Origin of the sequence: Polluticoccus soli, from assembly GCF_029269745.1 — a bacterium.
GTDB classification, from domain to species: Bacteria; Bacteroidota; Bacteroidia; order Chitinophagales; family Chitinophagaceae; genus Polluticoccus; species Polluticoccus soli.
On sequence record NZ_JARJHT010000001.1, the window covers coordinates 320,890 to 346,983 of the forward strand.

Annotated in this window: 18 protein-coding genes; 12 read left to right on the forward strand and 6 right to left on the reverse strand. The window is 46.1% G+C overall.

The window, feature by feature from the left end; translation table 11 throughout:
- The first annotated feature begins 14 nt into the window (after positions 1 to 14).
- The 6 genes from P2W83_RS01680 to P2W83_RS01705 all read left to right on the forward strand — a co-directional run bounded on the left by P2W83_RS01680 (position 15) and on the right by P2W83_RS01705 (position 8,918).
- Positions 15 to 704 (forward strand): response regulator transcription factor, encoded by a 690-nt coding sequence (locus P2W83_RS01680; protein ID WP_276131944.1) that lies wholly within the window; start codon positions 15 to 17, stop codon positions 702 to 704.
- Complete coding sequence (locus P2W83_RS01685) at positions 694 to 2,058, forward strand: HAMP domain-containing sensor histidine kinase (protein ID WP_276131945.1); 1,365 nt, start codon at positions 694 to 696, stop codon at positions 2,056 to 2,058. The genes P2W83_RS01680 and P2W83_RS01685 overlap by 11 nt, the downstream gene beginning before the upstream one ends.
- A 69-nt stretch (positions 2,059 to 2,127) precedes the next feature.
- Positions 2,128 to 3,381, forward strand: coding sequence for a TolC family protein (locus P2W83_RS01690; RefSeq protein ID WP_276131946.1), 1,254 nt, complete (start codon positions 2,128 to 2,130; stop codon positions 3,379 to 3,381).
- Positions 3,382 to 3,407: 26 nt separating this feature from the next.
- The gene (locus P2W83_RS01695; RefSeq protein ID WP_276131947.1) at positions 3,408 to 4,508 is read left to right on the forward strand and encodes an efflux RND transporter periplasmic adaptor subunit; all 1,101 of its coding nucleotides are present in this window, start codon (positions 3,408 to 3,410) and stop codon (positions 4,506 to 4,508) included.
- Between the two features lie 8 nt (positions 4,509 to 4,516).
- A complete protein-coding gene (locus tag P2W83_RS01700) occupies positions 4,517 to 7,624 on the forward strand; it encodes an efflux RND transporter permease subunit (RefSeq protein ID WP_276131948.1) in 3,108 nt (1,035 codons plus the stop codon).
- A gap of 157 nt (positions 7,625 to 7,781) precedes the next feature.
- Positions 7,782 to 8,918: a class I SAM-dependent methyltransferase gene (locus tag P2W83_RS01705; protein ID WP_276131949.1), complete on the forward strand. Its 1,137-nt coding sequence runs from the start codon at positions 7,782 to 7,784 to the stop codon at positions 8,916 to 8,918.
- Here the strand turns inward: P2W83_RS01705 and P2W83_RS01710 are convergent.
- The 3 genes from P2W83_RS01710 to P2W83_RS01720 form a co-directional block, all read right to left on the reverse strand.
- A complete protein-coding gene (locus tag P2W83_RS01710; RefSeq protein WP_276131950.1) occupies positions 8,908 to 10,035 on the reverse strand; it encodes an aryl-sulfate sulfotransferase in 1,128 nt (375 codons plus the stop codon). The two genes, P2W83_RS01705 and P2W83_RS01710, sit on opposite strands and share 11 nt — an antisense overlap.
- Before the next feature lie 92 nt (positions 10,036 to 10,127).
- Positions 10,128 to 10,985: a DUF4249 family protein gene (locus P2W83_RS01715; protein ID WP_276131951.1), complete on the reverse strand. Its 858-nt coding sequence runs from the start codon at positions 10,983 to 10,985 to the stop codon at positions 10,128 to 10,130.
- Positions 10,986 to 11,000: 15 nt separating this feature from the next.
- Positions 11,001 to 13,052, reverse strand: coding sequence for a TonB-dependent receptor plug domain-containing protein (locus P2W83_RS01720; protein WP_276131952.1), 2,052 nt, complete (start codon positions 13,050 to 13,052; stop codon positions 11,001 to 11,003).
- A 175-nt stretch (positions 13,053 to 13,227) separates the two neighbouring features.
- On the opposite strand from P2W83_RS01720, the gene P2W83_RS01725 reads away from it, so the two are divergent.
- On the forward strand, positions 13,228 to 13,632 hold the full coding sequence (locus P2W83_RS01725) for an SET domain-containing protein (RefSeq protein WP_276131953.1): 405 nt from the start codon (positions 13,228 to 13,230) through the stop codon (positions 13,630 to 13,632).
- Here the strand turns inward: P2W83_RS01725 and P2W83_RS01730 are convergent.
- Entirely contained in the window at positions 13,629 to 14,561 is a 933-nt protein-coding gene (locus tag P2W83_RS01730; protein WP_276131954.1) for a c-type cytochrome, read from the reverse strand. The genes P2W83_RS01725 and P2W83_RS01730 overlap by 4 nt on opposite strands.
- 65 nt (positions 14,562 to 14,626) lie before the next feature.
- On the reverse strand, positions 14,627 to 15,730 hold the full coding sequence (gene dinB, locus P2W83_RS01735) for a DNA polymerase IV (RefSeq protein WP_276131955.1): 1,104 nt from the start codon (positions 15,728 to 15,730) through the stop codon (positions 14,627 to 14,629).
- An 86-nt stretch (positions 15,731 to 15,816) separates the two neighbouring features.
- Between dinB and P2W83_RS01740 the strand changes: the two genes are divergently transcribed.
- Positions 15,817 to 18,018, forward strand: coding sequence for a B12-binding domain-containing radical SAM protein (locus P2W83_RS01740; RefSeq protein WP_276131956.1), 2,202 nt, complete (start codon positions 15,817 to 15,819; stop codon positions 18,016 to 18,018).
- A gap of 51 nt (positions 18,019 to 18,069) precedes the next feature.
- Here the strand turns inward: P2W83_RS01740 and P2W83_RS01745 are convergent, their stop codons facing one another.
- Positions 18,070 to 18,342: a hypothetical protein gene (locus P2W83_RS01745; RefSeq protein WP_276131957.1), complete on the reverse strand. Its 273-nt coding sequence runs from the start codon at positions 18,340 to 18,342 to the stop codon at positions 18,070 to 18,072.
- Positions 18,343 to 18,506: 164 nt separating this feature from the next.
- Here P2W83_RS01745 and P2W83_RS01750 point away from each other — a divergent pair, with 164 nt between their 5' ends.
- The 4 genes from P2W83_RS01750 (at position 18,507) to recQ (ending at position 26,090) form a co-directional block, all read left to right on the forward strand.
- Complete coding sequence (locus P2W83_RS01750; protein WP_276131958.1) at positions 18,507 to 22,898, forward strand: Ig-like domain-containing protein; 4,392 nt, start codon at positions 18,507 to 18,509, stop codon at positions 22,896 to 22,898.
- Between the two features lie 57 nt (positions 22,899 to 22,955).
- Positions 22,956 to 23,378, forward strand: a complete 423-nt coding sequence (locus P2W83_RS01755) for a hypothetical protein (RefSeq protein ID WP_276131959.1) — start codon at positions 22,956 to 22,958, stop codon at positions 23,376 to 23,378.
- A gap of 67 nt (positions 23,379 to 23,445) precedes the next feature.
- Positions 23,446 to 23,883, forward strand: coding sequence for an META domain-containing protein (locus P2W83_RS01760; protein WP_276131960.1), 438 nt, complete (start codon positions 23,446 to 23,448; stop codon positions 23,881 to 23,883).
- A 20-nt stretch (positions 23,884 to 23,903) separates the two neighbouring features.
- Positions 23,904 to 26,090 (forward strand): DNA helicase RecQ, encoded by a 2,187-nt coding sequence (gene recQ / locus P2W83_RS01765; RefSeq protein WP_276131961.1) that lies wholly within the window; start codon positions 23,904 to 23,906, stop codon positions 26,088 to 26,090.
- Positions 26,091 to 26,094: the final 4 nt, after the last annotated feature.

Consider the following 26,094-nt stretch of genomic DNA (forward strand, 5'->3'; position numbering starts at 1 on the left):
GCGTATTAAGTTTCATGGAACGGATACTTTTGGTAGAAGATGATGCTACCATAAATCAAAATATCAGGGAAACGCTTAGTGCGGAATCTTTTGAGGTTGACCATGTATTTGATGGCGGCCTGGCCGATCGCCTGCTTAAGAAAAACAAATACGATTGTATCATACTGGACATAAACCTGCCCAACAAAACAGGATATGCCATCTGCAAAGACTTCAGGCAGCACAACACTGTAACCCCCATTCTTATCCTTACTGCCTTCGACGAACTGGAGGACAAGGTACAAGGTTATGACAGCGGCGCCGACGATTATCTCACCAAGCCATTCTACATGAAAGAGCTGGTGCTTCGCGTGAATGCATTATTGAAACGAAGCAAGAAAAGCGAGGGAACGGAAATAGCAGGCGGGAAATTATTAGCTGATGACATAATAATAGATACCGCCCGCGGCATAGTAACACGACAGGGAACAGAGATAATACTTACACCACGCGAGTTCCAGATATTGGTAAGGCTTGTTTCTTCAAAAGGCGAACTTGTATCCAAAAGAGACCTTGTGAAAGAAATATGGGGCACGTCTTTCGACTCCAATACAAATACAGTTGAAGTATACATTAACTTCCTGCGCAAAAAGCTTGACAAACCCTTTGGTAAAGATTCCATAAAAACCAAGATCGGCTTCGGTTATTATTTCGATGAGCATTAGAAAGAAAATACTGCTCTACTTCTCGGCCACTGTCATTCTACTTACCGGCGCGGCCTTTCTTTTTATTTACGCACTGTCTGCCCGCAACAGGGAGGAAGAATTTCAACAACGTCAGAAAGATAAAATAACCACAACACTGAATTTCCTGACGGGCATCAGGGCAATAGATGAAGACATTATTCAGACACTAGATATTGTAACCATACACAACATCTATAACGAAAAGCTGCTCATTTTCAACAAGGACAAAAAGCTCATCTACTCCAGTATTGATGACACACCGATCCCGTTTTCGCAAAACATGCTTTCCGCGTTAAGCGTGTCTAGGCCATGGGTAGAGAAGAAGGAAGGTCTTTACGATGTTATTGGTATATATATAGAACATAAAGGGCGGGTATACTACGGCATAGACAAGGCTTATGACGCCTCGGGACATAAAAAGATACGGTTTCTCGGATACGTGCTTATTTCAACTTTTATCTGCATTGTAGCTATTATTGTATTAGTGTCTTACGTCCTGGCCAGGCGGATAACACAATCAATAGAGGACGTAACGAACCAAATACGAGACTTCAACTTCAACACCCATTACAAACCAATCATCATACATGAAACACACGATGAAGTATCGATACTGGCCCAGCGCTTTAATGAATTGATGAAGCGTCTGACAGATGCATTCTCATTTCAAAAGCATGCAGTGCACCATATTTCGCACGAACTCAAAACACCGATAGCAGTACTGGTATCTAACTTTGAACGTATTGAAAGCGAAAAGGACCCCATAAAAGTGACGGCTCTTATCGAAAGGCAAAAAGAGGACACCAAAGATCTGAGTGAGATCATTAACTCACTTCTTGAAATTGCCAAGATCGAATCTGGAATTGACGTACAGAAGGCCGCACAGCGTATAGATGAACTGATCTTCGACATTGCTGAGGAATTACTACGTCTCTACCCTAATTTTTCTTTTACTGTTGAGTATGAGTCTGAAGTTGTCGATGACCATTCACTAACTATAAGAGCAAACATTCGATTACTAAAAGCTGCCTTGACCAATCTTATGGTCAATTGCATACGCTATAGCTCAGGCAATACGGCCAACATCATGATAGCTCCTCACAAAACTGATCTCGAGGTGCGATTTGCAAGCCATGGCCCGATAATCAGCGACAATGAACGACAGTATCTGTTTCGGCATTTCTTTCGCGGGCACAATAGCCAGGGCAAACCCGGCTTTGGCCTGGGCCTCGTGTTCGTCAATAGGATCATTGAATTGCATGGCGGTTCAGTTTCTTATCTGAATGATGGAACGAATGCTAATACTTTCACAATTACTCTACCCTTAATCTGATTTTTATTCGTTTTTATCTCTTTTTAAGGTGAATCAATGGTCATTTGTGTATTAGTCTACGATTAGTACATGAAATACAGATCAGCTGTTTTACTATTGTGTCTCCTGGTCTCAGGTTTTCGGGGAGTTGCTCAAGACACATTAACGATTACACTCCGCAAGGCCGACAGCCTTTTCTTCAACGAAAACTACTACCTGCTGGCATCGGCCATGAATATCCAGGTAAAAAATGCCGAAGTATTACAAGCCAAGCTGTATCCCAATCCAACTGCTACAGCTGAGTTCAATGCCTATGATCCGGAAAATCACCAAGCATTTCATGTAGGACAAACCGGGGAAAAGATATTCCAGTTTGAACAGCTCATAATACTCGGAGGCAAACGCAAGTCGGAAATAGAAATGGCAAAGATGAACGCCGACATAGCGGCACTGGAGTTTCAAGATCTTGTGCGCCAGCTGAAATATCGCCTTCACAAAAGCTTGTTTGCAATAGGCCAGCAGCAAATACTACTGAACAAATATAGCAGGCAGCTCGCTCTACTCGATACGATACTGGCTAGTTACGAAATACAAGTACACAAAGGCAATATGCCACTCAAAGACCTCGTCCGGCTAAAAGGTGGCTACCTGAACCTAAATAACGATCGCGCCGCACTTCTGAAAGAATACTTTGATGAACAAACAGAGGTGCAGACGTTGCTACGCACCACTGCGGTTGTTGCATTCAGATTTACTGACGAAGACATAACGAATTATATCAAACAAAAAGGCCTGGAAGACCTGAAGACCGAAGCGCTCTCAAGTCATCCCGATCTGTTGATCATGGAACAGGACAAAACACTTGCCGACAGATACTGGCGATACCAGAAACAACTGGTTGTGCCGGATGTCAATCTTTATTCATCCTACGATCAGCGCGGCGGTGCATTTGCCAACCAGGTAAATGCAGGCTTATCCATCGACCTGCCGCTATGGAACAGGAACCAGGGAAATATCAGGGCCGCAAGCTACCAGGCGAAACAAGCTGATTACTCGCTAAAAGCAAAACAGCAGGAAGTACTTACCAACCTGCAAAACAGCTACGCCCTGTACACACACACGGTGCAGGAATATCAAAAGCTCATAGGTATGTATAACCAGGATTTCGAGATCACACTAAAAGGAATGACAGAAAATTTCCAGAAAAGAAATATTTCGCTGATCGAGTTTGTTGATTTCTTCGAATCCTACAACCTGGCAGTGGCCGAACAGGCGCGTATCAAAACCCAACTGGTTTCATCTGCCGAGCAACTCAACCTTTCTATAGGTAAAGATATCTATTGATTCACAATTCTAATGTCCGCAAAAAAATGCATATCACACGAAATCCCATCTTCAAAAGGCTAATTGTTGTTGCAATCCCGGTATTCCTACTGGTTGCCTGTCGAAGCAAAAAGACCGTTGAAGAATCGAGCGCATTCACGTTAAGTGACACCATGATGGCCAAGTGCGACTTCTATAAAGCCACAATGGAACCTGTGAAGAATGAAATACGCCTGTTTGGTAAAATATCGGCCGATAACAACAAACTGGCACAAGTGTACCCCGTAGTAGGCGGCGTCGTTACCAATATCAATGTAGAGCTGGGCGACTACGTAAGGCAGGGACAAATATTAGCGACTATACGTAGTACGGAGATAGCCCAGTTTCAGAAAGAACGCCTGGATGCTATGAATGATGTTGCAGTGTCAGAAAAAAACCTGCAAGTGGCAAAAGACTTGTTTGCAGGCAAACTGAATTCTGAAAAAGATGTGATAGCCGCTCAAAAAGAACTGCAGAAAACAAAGGCAGAACTAAATAGAGTGAACGAGGTGTATAAGATATACAACCTTAAAAGCGGTTCTATATACAATGTAGTGGCGCCGATCAGCGGTTTCGTCGTGACGAAAAAAATAAACCAGAACGAGCAGATACGCTCCGACAACAATGAGCCACTGTTTTCTATTGCAGAAATAAATGAGGTATGGGCGCTAGCCAATGTAAACGAAAGCGATATTTCCAGGATACAAGAGGGATATAACGCCGAAGTAAAAACGATCGCTTTTCCTGACAAAGCTTATTACGGGAAAATAGATAAGATATTCAACGCCATAGACCCGGAAACACGCTCTATGAAAGTGCTGGTAAAAATACCCAATGCCGACTTCAAACTAAAGCCTGAGATGAACTGCACCGTAGCAGTACGCTATATCGAAGATCACCAATTGGTAGCAGTGCCAGCATCTGCAATTGTGTTTGACAAGAGCAAATACTGGATAATGGTATTTAAAGACAGGCACAATATTGAAACACGCAAAGTAGACGTCTACAGGCAGGTCGGAGACATTTCATATATCAAAAGCGGTATTAACGCCGGCGAGACGGTTATTTCTAAAAATGGATTGCTTGTATACGATGCGCTAAACGACTAAGTCTTTTTATGAACAGGTTCATTAAGAATATCATTTCTTTCTCTCTGAAGAATAGGTTTTTCACTTTCTTCTGGGTAGCGATACTAGTCATTGCCGGCATTGTAAGCTTTATAAAGATCCCTATCGAGGCTTTCCCCGACGTTACTAATACCCAGATCATCATAGTAACAGAATGGAATGGCCGAAGTGCCGAGGAGGTAGAGCGTTTCGTAACATCCCCCATAGAAATAGCGATGAACAGCGTGCAACGTAAAACAAACGTGCGCAGCATCACTATGTTTGGCTTGTCAGTTATCAAGGTGATATTTGACGATGACGTAGAGGATTTCTTTGCCCGACAACAGGTAAATAACCAGTTGCGCAACGTACAACTCCCCGAGGGAGTTGAGCCTGATGTTCAACCGCCATATGGGCCCACAGGTGAGATATTCCGCTATACACTAAAAAGCCAAACACGCGATACCCGCGACCTGCTTACCATTCAAAACTGGGTTATCGACCGTCAGCTGCGCGCAGTGCCCGGCGTAGCCGATGTTGTGGCATTCGGCGGCCAGGAAAAAACATATGAAATATCTGCCGATCCAGCCAAATTACAACAATACAATCTCACCCCGCTCGAGCTCTATACTGCCGTAAGCAAATCCAACCTTAACGTAGGTGGTGATGTGATAGAAAAGAACGGGCAGGCATTTGTAGTGCGCGGCATCGGACTTATCGATTCTAAATCCGACATAGAGAACACTATCGTTGACATTTTCAATGGCAACCCTGTATTAGTGAAAAACGTTGCCAATGTGGCGGAAAGCAGCGCACCGCGAGTGGGGCAGGTTGGCCTTGACGACAATGATGATGTAGTCGAAGGCATCGTGGTAATGCGTAAAGGCGAAAACCCCAGCGAAGTACTGAAACGCGTAAAAGACAAAATAGCGGAGCTAAATACAACCGTATTGCCATCTGATGTAACGATGGAGACTTTCTACGACAGGGATAAACTTATGAGCTTTTGTACTAAGACGGTAATGCACAACCTTGTGGAAGGCATCATCCTTGTTACCGTTATCGTCTTCCTATTTATGGCCGAATGGCGTACAACCGTCATTGTCGCTGTCGTGATCCCGCTAGCGTTGCTGTTCGCATTCCTGATGCTCAAGTTGAAAGGGATGAGTGCCAACCTGCTCTCGCTGGGTGCGGTTGACTTTGGTATTATCATTGATGGTGCGGTGGTGATGGTCGAAGGGCTTTTTGTTGCCCTGGACCATGAGGCTCACAAGCGCGGAATGGAAAAATTCAATAAGCTATCGAAGCTTGGCCTGATACGTAATACCGGAACACAAATGGGTAAAGCTATCTTCTTTTCTAAGCTCATAATCATATCAGCCTTATTGCCTATTTTCTCATTTGAAAAGGTGGAAGGCAAAATGTTCTCGCCTTTGGCATATACCCTTGGCTTTGCTTTGTTGGGCGCACTGATATTCACCCTTACCCTCGTGCCGCTATTGTGTGCAGTACTGCTTAAAAAAGATGTAAAAGAAAAAGACAACGTATTTACCCGTAGCGTAAACCGGGTTGTTGAAAAAGCTTTTACCTGGACTTTTACCAACAAAAAGCAGACCATTCTCGCGTCGCTACTTATCTTTTCGCTTACCATGATCTCAGCTAAATGGCTGGGAACTGAATTTTTGCCTCAGCTCAATGAGGGAGCGCTGTGGGTAGAGGCCAAAATGCCCATGAGCTACTCACTGAACAACACTGTAAACATGGTGCACTCACTGCGCAAGGAGCTGATGACATTTCCGGAAGTAAACGGTGTGCTGTCACAAACAGGACGAAGCAATGATGGTACCGACCCAAGCGGCTTTTATTATGTGCAGATGCAGGTAAACCTGAAGCCCAAAGACGATTGGAAACGAAAAATATCGTTGGATGACCTGGTAGAGGAAATGGACAAGAAGCTGAAAAAATACCAAGGCATCAACTACAACTATTCGCAACCAATTATCGACAACGTAGCTGAAGCCGTGGCAGGCATGAACGCATCGAATGCGGTAAAGATATATGGCGATGACCTGGCAAAACTGGATGAATATGCTAACCAGGTAATAGAGCAGATCAAGAACGTACCCGGCATCAAAGACGTGGGCATCCTTCGTAATATAGGTCAGCCCGAGATAAGCGTATTGCTGGATGAAGAACGGATGGCCCAATATGGCGTTACCAAGGCAGATGCACAAGCGGTTATTGAAATGGCCATAGGTGGTAAAACGGCTACGACAAAATACGAAGGAGAAAAGAAGTTTGATATACGCATTCGCTATGCACCACAATACCGCAAGAACGAAGACGACATCATGCGGCTGATGATTCCAACCATAAGCGGCGGACAGATACCATTGAAAGAAGTGGCCACCATCAAACAGATAACCGGCCCTGCGTTTATCTATCGCAGCGACACCAAAAGGTTCATCGGCGTTAAGTTCTCCGTACGCGAGCGGGACTTGGGCAGCACCATTGCCGAAGCACAAAAAAATGTGAACGCACATATAAAGCTCGCTCCGGGTTATTCGATCGGCTGGTCGGGCGAGTTTGAGAACCAGGTACGAGCGGGCAACCGGCTGGCGCAGGTAGTACCGGTGAGCCTGGTTATGATATTCGTGCTGCTGTTTATCATGTTCGGAAATGCCAAAGATGCTGGCTATGTGTTGATAAACGTGCCATTTGCGCTGATAGGCGGCATATTGGCACTGCACCTGACGGGCATCAACTTCGGCATATCCGCCGGTGTGGGCTTTATCGCCCTTTTCGGGATCTGCGTTCAAAACGGGGTGATACTCATTTCTGAATTTCACAAACAGGCCAGAACCGTTAACAACCTTGACACTGCAATTATCAATGCTGTAAAGGCAAGAACGAGGCCCGTGGTTATGACTGCCATGATGGCTGCTATTGGGCTATTTCCGGCGGCTATAAGCAGTGGCATTGGCTCTGAAAGTCAAAAGCCGCTGGCCATTGTAATAATAGGTGGCCTGGTTACCGCTACGATCTTCACTCTGTTGGTCTTTCCAATAATCTACCATAAAGCTCTACATGTAAGAGAGAAGAAACGTTTAAGGCTCTGATAACTATTGGCAGCCCACCAAACGCCATTTTCATCATCATTATTAAGCAGTTACAAACTATGTAACTGCTTTTTTTATTTCCTCGATTTTTTCCGGTTTGATTTGCGCTCCTTCATGGCAGCATTTTTTTGCCGATCAGCAAGAGACCAGCTATATCATGACGCTAACCGAAATCATTATCCAGAAAATACGCAACGAAGGACCGATCAGCTTTAAGGAGTTTATGGATCTGTCGCTTTATCATCCTGACCTGGGATACTATTCATCTACATGCAGTAAGATCGGAACCAAGGGCGACTTTTATACAAGCTCATCACTCACCTCAGCGTTCGGAGCGCTAATCGGCAAACAGCTGGAAGAAATGTGGCAGGCATTGGACAAAGTACCCTTTACGATAGTAGAATATGGTGCAGGAACAGGTGCACTTTGCAACGATATACTTTCCTACCTGCAGGGAAACGAACAAATGTATGCAGATCTGAAATACTGCATTATCGAGAAAAGTCCGTCGATGCGTGCGATCGAGAAGCTGCATTTATCAGAAAAAGTAAGTTGGTATGAAACCATTAGTGAGATCGGTCCAATAAATGGTTGCATACTCTCGAATGAGTTGTTTGACAACTTCCCGGTTCACCAGGTTGTCATGCAAAACGATCTTATGGAAGTGTTTGTTGACTACATCGATGGATTCACTGAAGTACTGAAGCCTGCGGGGCACGAGCTTAAAACCTACTTCGCCGATCTTGGCATTGAACTTCCCGAAGGCTTCCGAACAGAGGTAAACCTGCAAGCTTTTGACTGGACGGCTCAAGTATCCACCGCTTTAGACCGGGGCTTTGTGATCACCATCGATTATGGATACTTATCTTCTGAACTTTATAAACCTTGCAGAAGCCAGGGCACTGTACTCTGTTACCAGAAACACTTCATACATGATAATCCTTATGAAAACATCGGGAGCCAGGACATCACCTCACACGTCAACTTCTCCGCGCTGCAATTATGGGGTTTGAAAAACGGATTGAGCGAATGTGGCTTTACAGACCAATGTCATTTCCTGCTGTCACTCGGGCTAAACGACTATATACAACAAACGTTGTCGGAGGAAACCAACATCGTGCTTGCAGCGAGGAAAGCTTCTTTTTTGAGTCGTACACTGCTGATCGAGATGGGCACCAGGTTTAAAGTATTAATTCAAAGCAAAGGCATGCAACCGATCCAGCTAACAGGACTGAAATATAAAGCAGGAGAAATACCCAGCTCTTCGGCAACTGTGGTAGCACCTAGTATTTGAAGGCGCGGTAACTAGCTGATTCTATTTTTTTCTCGAAAGTCTTCTCGCCGGTTTTATAATTATATTCAACAAGGAGCGCATGATTGCCGGTTGTCATAAAATATCTGTCACCGATCTTTTGTACAGAACTGCCGTAGGGCACGAACAGATCGGGAATGGTAAACTGGCGAAAAGATGTCACTTTACGATTAACCTCATCCAGCTCAAACTCCACAATACGGCTGGTTTTCCTGATCTTTTCATCGCCATTGTCAAATAGTATTACTGATCTACCTCCATCAACATATTTAGCATGGTGCTGCCGTAAAAACACCATACTATCCGCCAGAGCAAAGTCGCTTTGCTTTCCACCCAGCTTCCACATGATCTCCCCTGTTTTCCTGTGCACCTTTATAACCTGGCTGGCATTACGGAAGGACATAATGATGTTTCCATCCCTGGGGTCTACAGCAAGCGAGTTGACATGTAGATAGTCCCATGCAGCGGAAGTATCATCAAACTTATTTTCTTCTACACTTACCTCGTACAGTTCCGGATACTTTGTTGCATCCCATTGCCAGATAACAGCGCCATTCTTCACCTCCTGCAAAATGGGACTAACTACCGCCACACCAGGCGCAGGTTTGAGATGCGTCGGAATATTTTCTGGAATGCGCTGATAATAGGTCAGTGAAATAAAATGATCGTCTGAAAGCAAAATAAAATCATGCACATCCAACATTTGCCTCAAGGTGGTGTCAACATCGCCATGAGGTAAAAGGGCAAACTTTCTAATTGGACTGAGCGCAGTGTCTGTTACATAAAAGTGGCCCGATACTCCCGGTTTATTTTTATTTACAAAAGCATTCGAATCCTTTAAGAAATAGGTGTAACGGATCTTACCTTCATAATCCCATCTTTCGAAATTGGACACAGGAACTTTGAACACCTTTCCGGTAACAGAATCGCCATTGTTGTCTAAGATGTATATCCCGCGCCTATCGCCATTAACCGTTGTAACAAGTATCTCCCGCTTGTGCGGCTCGGTTGCCAGGCGTGATTGGTCGATAACTTGCGCTATAGCAGCGGGAGTTGACAATATTCCTGCCAGGGTTATAGTTAGCAGTTCTCTCTTCATGCATTGTAAATGTACCCACTGGATACAGTTCTACAGAGGCATTACGGACGAAATGGGAAGTTTGCGCGACGAACAGAGCAGAATTGTTCACATCAATACCTGCTTAGATCGAATATCCTGCGTTCAGCGCGGTATAAGGCAAAGTAGCCAAAACCCTTGCTAATGTTGGTCGGCAGGTTAATAGGTTCGCCGGTAACCTGATTTATTAGATAGCCCGTACGTTTGTAGGCATCGAGGTATTTGTAATAATGTTCGTCTACCCTTCCGATGTGTACCACGAGAGTATCGCTTGGGCTGGCATTAAGTGTGATCGTTTTAGTGATCACACCATCATGTGCTCCGTCGTCGAACAGTTCAATACGTTTTGGTGAAAATGATTGCAAAGAACTGACAGGTTCCAACACCAGTGCCCGGGCCTGGTCCAGCGTGTTGTAGCTCATGAAATAGTGATCGCCTGGCTGAACGTTCCTGATCTTCACATGTATCTTTACAACAGTGTCCTGTTCATGCCTGATCACGTCGGGAGTGACCTCTTCAATTTCTGGCTTCGGCATGTAAGTAGTCGTGGCTGTAGCTGCCGCATTTTTCTTCTTATCGATAACGGTAAGTGTGTACCTTACGCCGGGCTGCAATTGAAGCGTACGGCTGCCGTATATACCTTTGCCCACACGTTCCAGCGTATCAGGTATTTGACCAGCAGCGGCGATCGTTACTACGGCAGAATCTGCCAGCATATCCTGCGGCACAACATCCTGGCTTGTATCCTCAAGGTTGCGCAAGGAGGTAACAGAATAGGCTGCCGCAACCAATACGGTTGATTCATTAATGCAACTGGCAGAGATGACCAGTTTGGACTCTTGCTGCGGTACCTCTATATCCAAGGGTTTGGGCCTGCAGCTGGTTAGCGCTGCAAATAACAGCACTGGTAAAAATAGTTTTGCGGTATTCATATAAATATTCCGTTGTTAGAGATTGAAATTGATCGTTCCAGTAGTTATAGTGCCGAACAACCCGTTCTGGCGGTATTTGAAAGTGGAGGTAGCCTCGTCGTAAACTCGTGTTACATTATGCGGCTGTGTACGGTTAAGCAAATTGTAAACGCTGATGTGCGCATCGCCTTTGATTCGTTTACCCAAGCTGAATTTATAGGCAAGATCCAGGTCGATGCGAAAGGCAGCAGACATGCGTAACTCATTGCGGCCTGTATAAGCAGGTAGTATCTCAAAGCCTGCTAAGTCTGGTTTAGGTACAATGTATTGACTGCTCTGACCAGTAAACGGGCTGCCCGTTGCGTACACTACTGAACTACTCGCTGCCCACCGGCTGGTTATGTCATACATCGTTACCAGCGATACATCGTGTCGGCGATCATGGCGGGCATAATATTCTTTACCATTATTAAGCGAATCGAACCTGCGATGCGCGAAGGATAAAGAATAGCCTACCCACCCCGTAAACCTGCCTGTTGTTTTGCCGGCAAATAACTCCAGTCCATACGACCTGCCCTTGCCACGAACCAGCTCGTTCTCATAGTTATCGTTCAATATCAGTAGCGCTCCTTCTCTGTATTCCACAAGATTTTGTAGCCATTTATAGTAAACCTCTGCACTTAGTATAAGTCCCAAAGAAGGAACATTATGATAATACCCCAGGCTTACCTGGTCTGAAATGCCCGGCGCTACATTCTTAGTAACAGGATACCATAGATCTGTTGGAAGCGCCAGGGACGAACTGCTTACGAGGTGCATATACTGCGCCATACGGGCGTATGAAGCTTTCACCGAATTACGATCATCAAGCAGGTACCGCAAACCAACGCGAGGTTCCAGGTTGGCATAAGCTTTCTCCTCTGCCGCTGTGCCGCTAATGCGCAAACCAGCATTCAGTTGCAAGGCATCGTTTATCCTGTAATCGTCGGATATGTATGCAGCAGCTTCTGTGGTATATATCTTTTTACCGCCACGATTTCCAAACCTTTCCACCAGCGGTCCGTTACTGCTTACGATGTTGGGATTAAAGAAATGATTAGTGAGCGAAAAACCGGCACCTAGTTTATGATCACCAGTGTTGATCGATTTAATATCGCCTTTTATCCCATAATCTCGTATAGCAGAACGGATGGCCAGGCTATTGCTATCCATAGAACCACTGATGTTGTAGTTGAATTTGCTGTATGACACGGAAATATCGGAGGTGTGTTTGTCACCAATATTATTCCAGCGCAGTACTGCCGACTCATTGCCCAGGTGCATATTGCTTTTCAATGGTTGATCGTATCCGTCGGTGCTAGTAGGCTTTGTTTTCAATTGATCCTCGCCTTTATATCCACTCAGGTAAAAACGGTTCTTTTCGTCGAGCACGTAAGTCAACTTGGCATTACCATCGTAAAAATGATACGGTATGTAACTGAATACTTTATCGATATAGGTACGACGGCCAGAAACAATAAACGACAGCTTATCTTTCAATATCGGGCCCTGCACAGTAGCCGATGAAGCTATAGCACCAATACTAACAGCTGCTTTGTAATCGGCCAGGCTACCCTCTTTGGTACGCACGTCGAGTACTGAGGATAATCGTCCGCCATACTGTGCGGGGAAACACGACTTATACAACTGGGCATCCTTAAGTGTAGAAGAGTTAAAGATGGAAAAGAAACCAAGCAGGTGGCCAGCATTATATACAGGCGCTCCGTCTAATAGTATCAGGTTCTCATCATTGCCGCCGCCACGCACAAACATGCCAATGTTGCCTTCGGTACCGCGCTTTACACCCGGTGTTAGCTGCAGTGCTTTTATTATATCAGGCTCACCGGCTATTGCAGGAGTTTTCAGTAGCATTGAAACAGGTATTTCGGTCTTGCCCATCTGTGTACTTTCCACATGTTTGGCCAAACGGGCGCCACTGGCGGTTATTTGCACTTCATGCATACGGTGCATTCTCGTCGATAGTGAATCGCCTTGTGCAAAACCCTGGATACAACCCAGGAGCAAAATGACCGTGATTATCGCTTTCATACTGTAGTTCGTGACTTTGAACAGAAAACGACGATCGCCTTTTTCACCCCTACGACAGATCAAAAGATCTTAAATACTACGAGTTGACAAACACCTCAGGAGGCATAATAATTATGGAGAGTGTTTGGAAAGAAAACTGTTGTTTTGCAAACCATTTAAGAATACAACTACCAATATGGCATTTCTAGACGACCAGCTTACTATTAAACGATCTACACTTCCCGGCGCAGGAAAAGGTTTATTCACAAAGAAGCCCATAAAAAAGGGCGAGCGGATAACCGAGTATACAGGAAAGGTAACCACATGGAATGATGTAGAGCTGGACGCGGATAACGCCTATATATTTTTCATCAACAAGAATCGCGTTATCGATGCCCGCGAAGACACCGGCTTTGGCCGGTATGCTAACGATGCACGTGGATTAAAAAAAGTAAAAGGCATTACTAACAATGGCGCCTACATAAACGACAAGAACCGTATTTATATCGACGCGCTGAAAGATATACCTGCCGGTGGCGAGATACTTGTTAGCTATGGCAAGGACTACTGGGACACCATGCGCGAGAATATGAAGGCCTAACGCTGGGCGTCATCCTTTCTCTGTGCGTGGTAATTCACCGGCGGCAGTGTTTTGATGTAAGCATAAATAGCATCAGCTTCTTTTTCGCTCAACAGGTGAAAAGCCTTCATTGGCGGCCTTAGTTGTTTGCCGTTCTTATCCATGTTTTTCAATACTGCATTACGAAAATCTTCAGCGGTATAATTGCCAATGCCGGTTGTCATATCCATTGTAATATTTGAACTGTGGATGTCGCCATCAGGCATTTTAAACTTACGTCCGCCCGCCATATAGCCACGGGTCTCTTCCGGGTGTTTATGCTTTATAGACATCGGGCCTTTTTTCGAGTGGCACTCATAACATCCGATATTATACACAAGATACCGGCCGTATGCTACTGCATCACTGGGATCTTCGCCCGACACAGAAGCCTGGAATGGAATTGGCTTGGGTAATAATATCGAGCCCATATGGCCAATTAAATTCAGATTTGTCAAGCCAGCAACAGCGTCGTGTGCCTGCACCGCCTCATCTGTAGAATGCAGGTAGGCATACATAGCGCTGATATCGGCATCAGACATATAAGGGCGTGGCATGTAAGGTATGTAATGTCCGTTCCTGGCAACACCCGTGCGCATCAGGTAAGCAAACTCACGCTCATTGTAAGGCGTCATCTTACTATGGGTAGTACTCTGCGTAAGATTGGCCGTATACACCTTGCCGGCAATGCCAGGTGTGCTCATAAACTGCCGGCCGCTCAGTTTGCCGGTATTGGGGTCTAAGTGACAACCGGCGCACGAGCTTAACACCAGCATTTTGCCCCGCTCAACCGAAGCGTTTGGAGTTGGAACGTAAGCATTGTACGTTGGCGTATAGTAAGTTTTACAACTACCAAAAACAAAAAGTGTAACAAGCAGGTAGCTAAAAAAACTATGCAGGCGGATTTTCATATTGTAAGCATTGAATGAACAAACCCGCAAATAAAGCATGCCACCCAACCGCCTGATCTTCACTATCAAAACAATTCCAACTGTCCCGACCATCCTTTTTTCCCCGAACGTTGATCTTCCCTGAAACCGGAGAGCGAAATACCAAGTAAACGAATCTTATCTTTCTCAGGATCAGTGGCTATGAGTAATTCCTGGGCTGTTTGAAGTATCGTTCCTACATCGTCGACAGGATGAATGATAGACCGGCTGCGCGTGATCTGCCTGAAATCGCTGTACTTGATCTTAAGGGTAATAGTGCGTCCTTTCAGCTTGTGTTTACGCAGGCGCTCCTGTACTTTTTCAGCCAGCTTGATGAGCTCCTCATTCATCTCATCGAGTTTTGTGAGATCATAAGGAAAGGTGTCTTCAGCGCCAACAGATTTTGTTTCGCTATGCGGCTCAACCTCGCGATTATCTATCCCTCGAACGATCCTATAATAGAACCGACCTGACTTACCGAACAACCGGACCAGTTCTTCTTCACTGAGCTTTTTAAGGTCGGCCCCTGTATGCAGCCCCATCTTTTTCATCTTACCGGCAGTAACCTGCCCTACTCCATGGAATTTTTCAACCGGCAGTTGTTCCATAAATGTCTCGATAGAAGAAGGCCCAATGAAGGTGAGACCGTCAGGTTTATTCATATCGGACGCGATCTTGGCTACAAACTTGCTGATAGATACACCAGCTGAGGCTGTTAGCTGCAACTCATCTTTTATGGCTTGTTTGATCTGCTTTGCGATCTCTATAGCAGAGCCAATATTCTGCTTATCCTCGCTCACATCGAGGTAAGCCTCATCCAGCGAAAGTGGTTCTATGATATCAGTATACCGACGAAAGATAGAGCGGATGTGTTGCGACACCTCCTTGTAAACAGCAAAACGGGGATAGACAAATATGGCGTGGGGACATAGTTGCTGGGCGCGCTTGGAGGGCATTGCAGACCGTATACCAAACTTCCGTGCTTCATAGCTGGCGGTTGCTACTACGCCGCCCCTGCCTTCCGGGGAGCCACCCACCACTATCGGCTTACCCCTGTATTCCGGGTTATCACGCTGCTCGACAGATGCATAAAACGCATCCATATCAATATGAATGATCTTGCGTACCGGCTTAATATCGTCACTCTCCATACGGCGTTGAAAGTTAAGTTTTTCCCTGCTTTCAAATCCGCGTCATTTCAGTATTTAGCGGTATTTTTGCATGAAATCGCCCGATTTTGAGCGCTACCGTTTTTTTATTTACTCCTCCGTTCACACAGCTTAATACCCCCTACCCGGCTACGGCCTACCTGAAAGGTTTTTTGAATACTAAAAACATCAGCGCTGTACAGGCCGATCTCGGTATTGACGTGACGCTCGCTTTATTTTCGAAGCAGGGATTGGAAAACCTGTTTGCCCACATCAGCAGTCAGGATCAGCCTGAATTGAGCGAAAATACTAAGCGTATCATTGCGCTAAGGAGTGAGTATATAAGAACGATAGATGCTGCGATCCAGTTCCTGCAAGGTAAAAACCCGACGCTGGCGCCACTGATCGTCCAACGCAATTTTTTACCTGAGGCTTCGCGGTTTGAGCAAGCCGAGGACCTGCAATGGGCTTTTGGCAGCATGGGCAATCAGGACAAAGCCAAATACCTGGCCACGATGTACCTGGAAGACCTGTCTGACCTAATAAAAGAATGTGTCGACCCTTATTTTGGTTTCAGCAGGTATGCGGAGCGACTAGGCAGATCGGCCAACAGTTTTGACGAATTGTATGGCATCCTGCAACAGGATCTCACTTATATCGACAGGCTAACTATCGACGTATTGCAAAGGGATATTAAAGCAGTGCAACCGAAACTGGTGGCCATGTCCGTTCCCTTCCCCGGTAACTTGTATGCAGCTTTCCGTTGCGCGCAATGGCTAAAACAACACCATCCCGAGATCAAAGTGGCTATGGGAGGTGGTTTCCCGAATACGGAATTACGTTCGCTGTCGGACCAACGGGTCTTTGAGTTTTTTGACTTCATTACACTGGACGATGGTGAAGCACCGCTGGAAAACCTGGTTCATCATATACTTGGACAGCTCCCGACGGATCAACTGAAGCGAACCTTCACACTGGTGAATGGTGTCGTCACGTACGTCAACAATTCGGGGTGCAAAGATTACCCGCAAACTGAAACTGGCACACCAGAATACAGCGGATTACCACTCGATAAATACATCTCGGCCATCGAAGTAGCCAATCCCATGCATAGTTTGTGGAGTGATGGCAGGTGGAACAAGCTGACCATGGCGCATGGCTGTTATTGGGGCAAATGCACCTTTTGCGATATATCGCTCGATTACATAGCCCTGTATGAGCCAATAGCGGCACAGCTGCTTTGCGACCGTATGGAACAGATCATTGCACAAACAGGCAATACAGGATTTCATTTTGTGGACGAAGCAGCGCCTCCCGCGCTGATGCGCGCACTGGCACTGGAGATCATAAAAAGAAAGCTGGTAGTGAGCTGGTGGACGAATATCCGCTTTGAAAAGAGCTTTACCCGCGACCTGTGCATGCTTTTGAAAGCATCGGGCTGTATCGCAGTTTCGGGTGGGCTGGAAGTTGCATCCGACCGACTACTGGCTCTGATCCAAAAAGGTATTACAGTTGCGCAGGTAGCCAGGGTAAACAAACACTTCACCGAGGCTGGCATCATGGTACATGCTTACCTGATGTATGGCTTCCCTACGCAAACCGCCCAGGAAACCATCGATTCGTTGGACATGGTGCGACAGATGTTCCATGCGGGCATTTTGCAATCAGCTTTCTGGCATCAATTCGCTATGACCGCGCACAGCCCTGTTGGACTGGCGCCGGAAAAATTCGGGGTAAAAAAGAAAACCGAACTTGTAGGCACCTTCGCCAACAACGATATTGAACACGTAGACCCGACAGGGGCAGAGCATGACAGCTTTAGCTACGGCCTGAAGAAATCGCTGTTCAATTACATGCACGGTCTTCAGTTCGATCAGCCACTGCATAAATGGTTCGATTTTAAAACGCCCAAACCGACCGTTGCTCCCAATTATATACTCGATGCGCTGAATGAAGGCGAGCACACCGCCAATAAACCAACCGCAAAAGTTGTGTGGCTAGGCGAACTTCCACATGTGGAAACAGTCATCAAATCGAAAAAAGGAAGCCAATGGGAAATGACTGCACTAACCTTTTACAACAACAAGGAGACACTGACCATCAAAGTTGATAAAGAGGAAGGTTTGTGGCTGGCTAGAATGTTACCACAGCTTTCGGTAAACAATGCTAAAATGCTGACCCTGCAGGAAGTAAAAGCCAGTTACGAAGCAACAGGATTGGAAGATTTTGAACTGTTTTGGGACAACAAACCCGTAAACGGGCTATACGCATTCGGACTGCTGCACCTATAAAACAAACACCTGCCACAATGGGCAGGTGTCTCACATAATATTGTCAGGTAATTATTTATTCTCTTCGTCGGGCAGTTGGTTGCAATGCGTGTCGCTGTATTGTACACCATTCAGTTCACGTGCCTGGTAGCGAGACTCCCATTGGCGCAACTCCTCTTCTGTCATGTCGCATTGCTTAACGCTGTCTGCTACTACCGTTGTTTGCAACAATTTAGGATCTGTAGTTGTTTTCGTGAACCCGCACATATAACAGTGACGCACTTCTTTCTTCTCACACGAGGCGAAACAAATAGCAATAAGGGCGATCGCATACAGTTTTTTCATTGACATCTTATTTTCGAAAAACCAAGATAAGAAAAGATATTGACATTTCTAAGTAGCAGAATAATAATAGTTTTTACGTTAATAGCTGGTCAATTATATGATTAAATACCCTATATTTATCACCCCAACGATCTCAGAACGAAATTTTATTAAAACTGCATTCAATGCGTCAGCTTGTCTTAACCCTAGTTGTGCTACTATCGTTACTAGCACTGTCTCAAAAAGCATCAGCATCACACGCCGCAGGTGGCGAACTTATTTACGAATGGATCGCAGATTCTACCTATCGGGTCATATTCAAATTCTACCGCGACTGTGGGGGGTCAACAGAACCAACTACACAAGTTCTTTGCTACAGGAACATGTGTACCAACCAGACGTACCAAACCAACATGGACAAGCTGGCTGTTTTGCCAGGTGGCGTGGCTAATGGCACCCCGGTAGCAACCGGTTGTGCCGGATACTCTACAGAATGCCAAAATATTTCTTCCACCATCCCTGGCTACAGGGAATGGTGGTATGTAGATACCGTAACGCTTCCTTCAAGGTGTACCAACTGGAGATTTTCTACCTACCTGAACGCCCGCAACACATCATCGAATGTGGTAGGCACGCCCAATTTTTATGCAGAAGCCACGCTGAATAATGTCGTAGCTCAAGGCAACAGTTCTCCATACTTTTCGGTAAAGCCAGTGCCGTATGTGTGTATCAACCAGGCCTACTCTTACAATAACGGCGCGGTGGATATTAACGGCGATTCTCTTGTATTTGAAAGCCAGGTACCTCAAACCAATGGAGCGTGCAATACGAATCCTACCAACTGCACCTTCGTTTCTAAAACCCCCGCACTAACATTGCCATCCAACCCATTCCAGACAAATAACAGTTTTGCGCTAAACGCCAATACCGGCGCTATGAACTTCACACCTACTGAACAGGGCGCACAAACAGTATCTATGAAGGTAAAGGAATACCGTAATGGTGTACTGATCGGCACAGTAATGCGCGATATACAGGTACAGGTGCTTAACTGTACCAATACTCCTCCAACCGTCACACCGGCCACATCTACATTCGTAAATGCCAGCTGGGTCAACAACCAGGTACAGGCTTGTGCGACTACAACGTTCAGCTTCTGCTATGACGCAAAATCTACCGCTGTTGGAGCAAAACTTATTGCCCAGGACAACCATACTGCTGCAACCCCCGGAGCTACCGTAACCTATTCCAATCAGCTGGGCGACTCCGTGCGCGGATGTTTTTCATGGACGCCGTCGGCAGTAGATACGGGCTTAAAAATATTCACGGTTACAGTAAAGGATACGACGTGTGCACCTCCGGGTATCATGTTCACCCAAACTTTTACCATACCTATCTACGTATGGCCTGCTACGCAGGCATCTAAAGATACAACTATCTGCTACGGCGATCATGCAACGCTTGATGTAAATGGCGGCAGCGGATTTACATGGACCGTATTGCCAGGTGGCTCACCGATAACATCGCTCACTTGCACAGGCTGCAAAAATCCGCAGGCAACTCCGACAGTTACTACATCGTATGTTGTTACTTCTACCATTCCAAGCCCCTGCATCAACCGCGATACAGTTGTTGTAACGGTCAACAATCCAACCGCGCCCTCAGCACTAACTAATTCCCCCGTTTGCCCGGACTCTACACTCAAACTGAGTGCGACTACCGTTTTGGGCGCATCGGGTTATGACTGGAATGGGCCAAACAGCTTTTCATCCAACCTGCAAAATCCGGTTATTACCAATGCCCAGATAATCCATTCAGGTATATACGGCGTTCGGTCTATTGTAAACGGATGCTATTCACAATACGCATATGTTGTAGCCACGGTTGGCTATCCGCAAACTCCTACCCCTAGCAGCAATAGCCCGGTATGTGAAGGCGGAACGCTTAATCTTACTGCATCTACAGTAAGTGGCGCCACATACACATGGACTGGTCCAAACAGCTTTACTTCTGCCGCTCAAAACCCGTCGATCACAAACGTTGCCCCCGTAAATAGTGGTTACTACAAAATAACTTCAACAGCGTATGGTTGTACCTCATTGCCTGATAGTACTCTTGTAGTGATCAATCCTCTACCTGTTGCACCAACGGTAGCTAATATTACCCACTGCCAGGATATAGCTGCACCACCTCTTACAGCAACTGGCAGCGGCCTGTTATGGTATACCACAGCGACCGGGGGTACAGGAAGTGCAACTGCAATTACACCTTCAACTTCGACTCCTGGCACGACCACCTACTGGGTAAGCCAGACAGTTAACGGCTGCGAAGGGCCTCGTGCTTCTATTGCGGTAACCATACTTCCCAAGCCTGTTCCGCCAACTGCAACTATATCTTACCAATACTGCCAGTTTGCAACGGCGACACAACTGACCGCCACAGGCAGTTCATTAAAGTGGTATACGGCCGCTATAGGCGGCACAGGTAATGTTACGGCTCCAACACCAACCACAGCCTCAGGTGGCAGCACCAGCTGGTATGTAACGCAAACCGGCAGCAACGGATGTGAGAGCGACAGGCTGCCTATAACAGTCGTTGTCGTACCGCTTTCCAGTCCCCCAACTGTAACCACAGCCAACTATTGCCAGTACCTTCCTGCAACTCCGGACATCAGTACAATGGTGAGCGGAGGCAATATACTGTGGTATACAGGCGCTACCGGCGGCACAGGAAGCCCCACTGCACCAACAGTCAGTACATCTTCAGCCACTACATACACCTACTATGTAACACAGAATATCAATACCTGCGAAAGCCAGCGTGTGCCCATCAATGCAATTGTGCATCCAAAACCCCTGCTGCCCGTGCCAACCAGCGTAGTATATTGCCAATTCGATATAGCCAATCCCCTTGTAGCTGTAGGAACCAATTTGCTATGGTATACGACGCCAACAGGCGGTACAGGGTCCGCAACAACGCCAATCCCATCCACTAATACGGCAGGTACCTTCAACTGGTATGTAAGCCAGACCGCTAACGGATGCGAAAGCGACCGCGCTCAAGTTGTGGTTACCGTTAAACCACAACCGGCACCACCACTTGTTGCCAGCAATATAGACTATTGCCAGTTTGATATACCTGCTGCGATACTGGCTACAGGTCAAAACGTTGTTTGGTATGCCACTGCCACAGGCGGTACAGCCAATACCACAGTACCAACGCCAACGACAGGCGCCCCTGGCGTTACCACTTACTACTTCACGCAAACAGTAAATGGTTGTGAAAGCAACCGAAAGGCTGCAGTAGTCATAGTAAAAGCTAAACCAGTTCCACCGGTGGTGGTTTCACCAATAGAGTTATGCTACAAAACAACACCTCCACCACTAACTGCCACCGGTGCTAACCTTGAATGGTTCAGCGCAGCCACTGGTGGAACACAGTTCCCTACGGCCCCGGTTCCGTCCACTGCCGCGATCGGAACTTCCAGTTACTACGTATCGCAAATGGTAGATGGTTGCCGTAGCGATCGTTCGGAGATCATAGTAAAAGTTGATTCGGTTGTTGGCGCTACGCTTGCATTAAGTAAAGAGCCTTTATGCCAGTACGATTCACTGGAGGCAACATATAGCGGCGTTATTGCTCCAGTCGATGGCAATTTCACCTGGTCGTTTGATGGAGGTAAGGTGCTTTCAGGTAAACACGCAGGCCCGTATAAAATTTCGTGGAATGAAGCCGGCAAAAAGACTGTAATGGTTATTGCAACAATACCGGGCTGCCGCGGGGTTGGAATTAAGGAGCTGACTGTACTGCCGGCACCGCCTGCTACTTTTAACTTGCCTGCCGAATTTTGTGTAGGACAGGAATTCCAGCTGGAGGCTACAGACAGCAAGCTAGCGACGTACACCTGGCAATTGGCGCCAGCTGAAACTATAAGTGGTAAAGACGGAAGGCTGGTAGTGAAATGGAATGTACCGGGCAGGTACGTAGTAGGCCTCAATACCGTATCACAAGATGGCTGCGCTTCTTTGCCCGTGAATGACACCATTGTGATCAGGGAACAGCCGATAGCCGAGATCGTACAGGTTAGCAGCAACAACATTTGTGTTGGAGATACGGTCTCTCTCACCGGCCGACATATTGAAAGCTATACTTACAAATGGACACCGGCAGAATTATTTGACAACAGCGAAACCATTCGTTCGACAGCCACGCTGCATAAGAGCGCCATGCTTGTATTGACGGTTACCGACACAATTGGCTGCCGTGCCAATGACAGTGCTTACATCAACGCCCAGCTATGCTGCGACTTGTATATGCCTAATGCCTTCTCTCCTAACGGCGACGGCAAAAACGATGTATTCAGGGTACTAACGCCAGGACATAACGAGCTGGTAACATTTTTGATCAAAAACAGGTTTGGTGAGACCGTGTTTTTTACCAGCGACGTAAACAAAGGATGGGATGGTATCTATATGGGCGAACCTCAGGATGTAGGTACCTATTTTTATTACCTGCAATACAAATGTGCAGATGCAAGCATACACGATAAAAAAGGAGACGTTGTACTGGTAAGGTAAATAAAGCACAGCCCGGCTGGCATCATTCTTATAGGAATGTATATGTATCATAGCGTTATGAGATTTATAAAACGCCTTATATATATACTGGCATTATTTACACCACGATTGGTCACCGCACAGGAAGATTGTCGTTGTATCGAGATAAGTCTTAAATCAGTTCAGAAGGAGACAGGCTCAGTAACCTTTCACGTTAAGAATACTTGCATGCGTCGCATCTGGTTTTCTACTAAAGGTTTCTGGGTCAGTATGTCAGACCGAACCCACACCAGTACAGAAACCAAACTTCAAAAGCTTACGAATACGGACAAGCATTTTGTCCTGTTTAGATGGAATGATGAAAAGGATATGACATTTCATAATGACAACCTGAAAAACAATTACGACAAGACCCATTTTTCCTACTCCAACACCACTGATCCACAGCCCAAAAGCCTGTTTGGCACCAGGACATATCTGTGCGAGCTTGATATTAAGTAACTGATTGCTTATCGGGGGTTTAATGCGTATCTTGGTGGAAATTTTTCACACACCAAAACTAACTATCATGCGCGCCCTTGCATTCCTGTTATTTTTAAGCCTTGCTTTGCCGTTTTCATCACATGCTGATATAAAAGGCAAAAAGAAACCGGCACCAGAAAAGAAAAAGGCTACGATAATGAATACTTACTGGCGTCTTTCGGAGATGGATGGTAAACCTGTGGCCGATGGTTCACAAAACAACACTCCATACATCTACCTGCAGGATAAAAAAAGCCAACTGCTGGGACATACTGGTTGTAACAACATTGGCGGTGAATTTGCCATCGGTAAATACAACTACATAGGCTTTGAGCCCGTGTATACAGAAATGGCATGTGAGGGGGTGACAACTGAAGGATACATCCTTACCGCACTTAAAGGCGCTAACAGGTATGCAATAAACGGTAAAAACCTGCTGCTCTATAACGACAACCTGCTGCTGGCAGTATTTGAAGCTAAGTAAGTTTTGGACATCACCATGTCATGGGGAAGGTAGACAGCGCACGGTTAAAGCAGGCACTCAAACATTTTTTCGGTTACGACAATTTCAGGCTCAACCAACAGCCTATTATTGAGACTGTGTTGAGCGGAGAGGATGTGATGGCCATTATGCCTACGGGCGGTGGTAAGTCTATTTGCTACCAGCTACCTGCAATGTTGCTGGATGGGCTTACTGTTGTGATCTCTCCGCTTATTGCCTTGATGAAAGACCAGGTTGATACGCTAGTAGCCAATGGCATCAGGGCAGCCTACCTCAACTCCACGCAAACCACCGACGAACAAAACCGCATTATTGCACAAGCAAAACGGGGTGAAATCAAACTGCTCTATTTTGCACCGGAAAGACTATTCAACAACCAACAGCAACTAAGCAGCTTTCTATCGTCGCTTAACTGCTCGCTGTTTGCCATTGATGAAGCGCACTGTATCTCGGCATGGGGACATGATTTCCGGCCGGAATACCTACAGCTGGCTGCTCTTAAAAGGCATTTTCCTGCTACACCTGTTATTGCACTTACTGCAAGTGCTGATACAATTACGCAGCAGGATATCGTTGAAAAACTAGGGCTGCATCGTCCGGAAGTTTTCATATCGAGCTTCAACAGGGCGAATATCAACTATTACATACAGCCGAAGCGTCGTGCGCTGGAACAGATAGCAAGGTATCTCGACAAACATAAAGACGACAGCGGCATCATCTATGCACTCTCTAGAAAGAGCACAGAAGATATTTCAGCCAGCTTAAAAAGCATGGGCTATGCTGCGGCACACTACCACGCAGGAATGAGCAGCGAAGAACGTAGCCGCGTGCAGGAAGCCTTTCAACGCGATGAGAAAAAGATCATCGTAGCAACCATAGCCTTCGGTATGGGTATCGATAAATCGAACGTGCGGTTTGTATTTCATTACGACGTTCCTAAGAACATGGAAGGTTATTACCAGGAGACCGGCCGCGCGGGACGCGATGGATTGCATAGCGACGCTATCCTACTCTACTCTTCAGGCGATGTGATGAAGCTGCTTCGTTTCATAGAGATCGACGAGAACCCACAGCAGACGGCGGTGATGAAAAAGAAACTCTTCCAAATGAAAGAGTTTGCCGAGAGCGAAAGCTGCAGGCGTCAATACATATTAAATTACTTCGGCGAAAAAGCGCCGGCCTATTGCGGCAGCTGTGACTACTGCCTGAGCAATCTTGAGCAACGCGATGCTACGATCGAAGCACAAAAGTTCCTTTCAGCCGTTGTACGGACAGGTGAACGCTTTGGCGCCGATTACCTGATAGATTTTCTTCGCGGCTCTCAAAGCGCAAAGATCGTTGAGGAGCACAAAAGCATTAAAACCTACGGCATAGGCAAAGACCTGAAGAAAGAAGAATGGCAGACGGTAGCACGGCAGCTAATACAACAACGACTGTTGGATCAAACTGACGGCATCTATCCTACCCTTAGACTAAACGAGGCCAGCAGGCGGATATTGAAAGGAGAACAGCAAGTGACGCTTGTATTGAAGAAGCCACAGGAAGAAACAACCGTTACTGCTGCACCTGAATACTCACCACAGCTATTGAAAGAACTGAAAGCGATACGCCAGGATATTGCCGAGCAGGAGAACGTACCAGCCTACATCATTGTATCGGATAGTACACTGGTAGAGATGGCAACCTTCCTTCCGCAAACCTTTGAAGAGTTGCGCCGCATATCCGGCTTTGGTGATTATAAAGTAAGTAAATACGGTGGAAGCCTGCTGAAACCGGTATTGGCTTTTGCAAAGGGAAACAATCTGGAAAGCAAGATCCACTTAAAAAATCCCAAACGCGAGCGTCGCGAGAAAAGAGAAAGGCCAGAAAAACCTATAGCGAACAATACACAACGTGCATCGCTGCAAATGTTTAAAGAAGGTTATGACATGGCCGATATCGCCACTCAACGGAGGTTGTCTCTATCTACCATAGAAGGGCACCTGGCAGTATTTGTTGAATCGGGAGAACTGCAGGCTACAGATATTGTTAAACGAGAGAAGCTGGATAAGATCGTTGCACTCATCCGCCAGACAGGCGAAACACGTGCAACCAAGCCGCTCAAAGACCTGCTCCCCGACGATTATACTTATGGTGAGATCAAAATAGCGATGTCATATTATTTAGCTATAGCCGGCAATGGCGAATAGCTTT

What these genes read in the sequence shown, in the direction of transcription:
- dinB (WP_276131955.1), bottom strand. Translation starts at nt 15,730, where the DNA reads ATGGAGAGTGACGATATTAAGCCGGTACGCAAGATCATTCATATTGAT.
- P2W83_RS01710 (WP_276131950.1), bottom strand. Translation starts at nt 10,035, where the DNA reads ATGAAGAGAGAACTGCTAACTATAACCCTGGCAGGAATATTGTCAACT.
- P2W83_RS01750 (WP_276131958.1), top strand. Translation starts at nt 18,507, where the DNA reads ATGCGTCAGCTTGTCTTAACCCTAGTTGTGCTACTATCGTTACTAGCA.
- P2W83_RS01720 (WP_276131952.1), bottom strand. Translation starts at nt 13,052, where the DNA reads ATGAAAGCGATAATCACGGTCATTTTGCTCCTGGGTTGTATCCAGGGT.
- recQ (WP_276131961.1), top strand. Translation starts at nt 23,904, where the DNA reads ATGGGGAAGGTAGACAGCGCACGGTTAAAGCAGGCACTCAAACATTTT.
- P2W83_RS01725 (WP_276131953.1), top strand. Translation starts at nt 13,228, where the DNA reads ATGGCATTTCTAGACGACCAGCTTACTATTAAACGATCTACACTTCCC.
- P2W83_RS01730 (WP_276131954.1), bottom strand. Translation starts at nt 14,561, where the DNA reads ATGAAAATCCGCCTGCATAGTTTTTTTAGCTACCTGCTTGTTACACTT.
- P2W83_RS01690 (WP_276131946.1), top strand. Translation starts at nt 2,128, where the DNA reads ATGAAATACAGATCAGCTGTTTTACTATTGTGTCTCCTGGTCTCAGGT.
- P2W83_RS01715 (WP_276131951.1), bottom strand. Translation starts at nt 10,985, where the DNA reads ATGAATACCGCAAAACTATTTTTACCAGTGCTGTTATTTGCAGCGCTA.
- P2W83_RS01685 (WP_276131945.1), top strand. Translation starts at nt 694, where the DNA reads ATGAGCATTAGAAAGAAAATACTGCTCTACTTCTCGGCCACTGTCATT.
- P2W83_RS01705 (WP_276131949.1), top strand. Translation starts at nt 7,782, where the DNA reads ATGACGCTAACCGAAATCATTATCCAGAAAATACGCAACGAAGGACCG.
- P2W83_RS01695 (WP_276131947.1), top strand. Translation starts at nt 3,408, where the DNA reads ATGCATATCACACGAAATCCCATCTTCAAAAGGCTAATTGTTGTTGCA.
- P2W83_RS01755 (WP_276131959.1), top strand. Translation starts at nt 22,956, where the DNA reads ATGAGATTTATAAAACGCCTTATATATATACTGGCATTATTTACACCA.
- P2W83_RS01700 (WP_276131948.1), top strand. Translation starts at nt 4,517, where the DNA reads ATGAACAGGTTCATTAAGAATATCATTTCTTTCTCTCTGAAGAATAGG.
- P2W83_RS01680 (WP_276131944.1), top strand. Translation starts at nt 15, where the DNA reads ATGGAACGGATACTTTTGGTAGAAGATGATGCTACCATAAATCAAAAT.
- P2W83_RS01745 (WP_276131957.1), bottom strand. Translation starts at nt 18,342, where the DNA reads ATGAAAAAACTGTATGCGATCGCCCTTATTGCTATTTGTTTCGCCTCG.
- P2W83_RS01760 (WP_276131960.1), top strand. Translation starts at nt 23,446, where the DNA reads ATGCGCGCCCTTGCATTCCTGTTATTTTTAAGCCTTGCTTTGCCGTTT.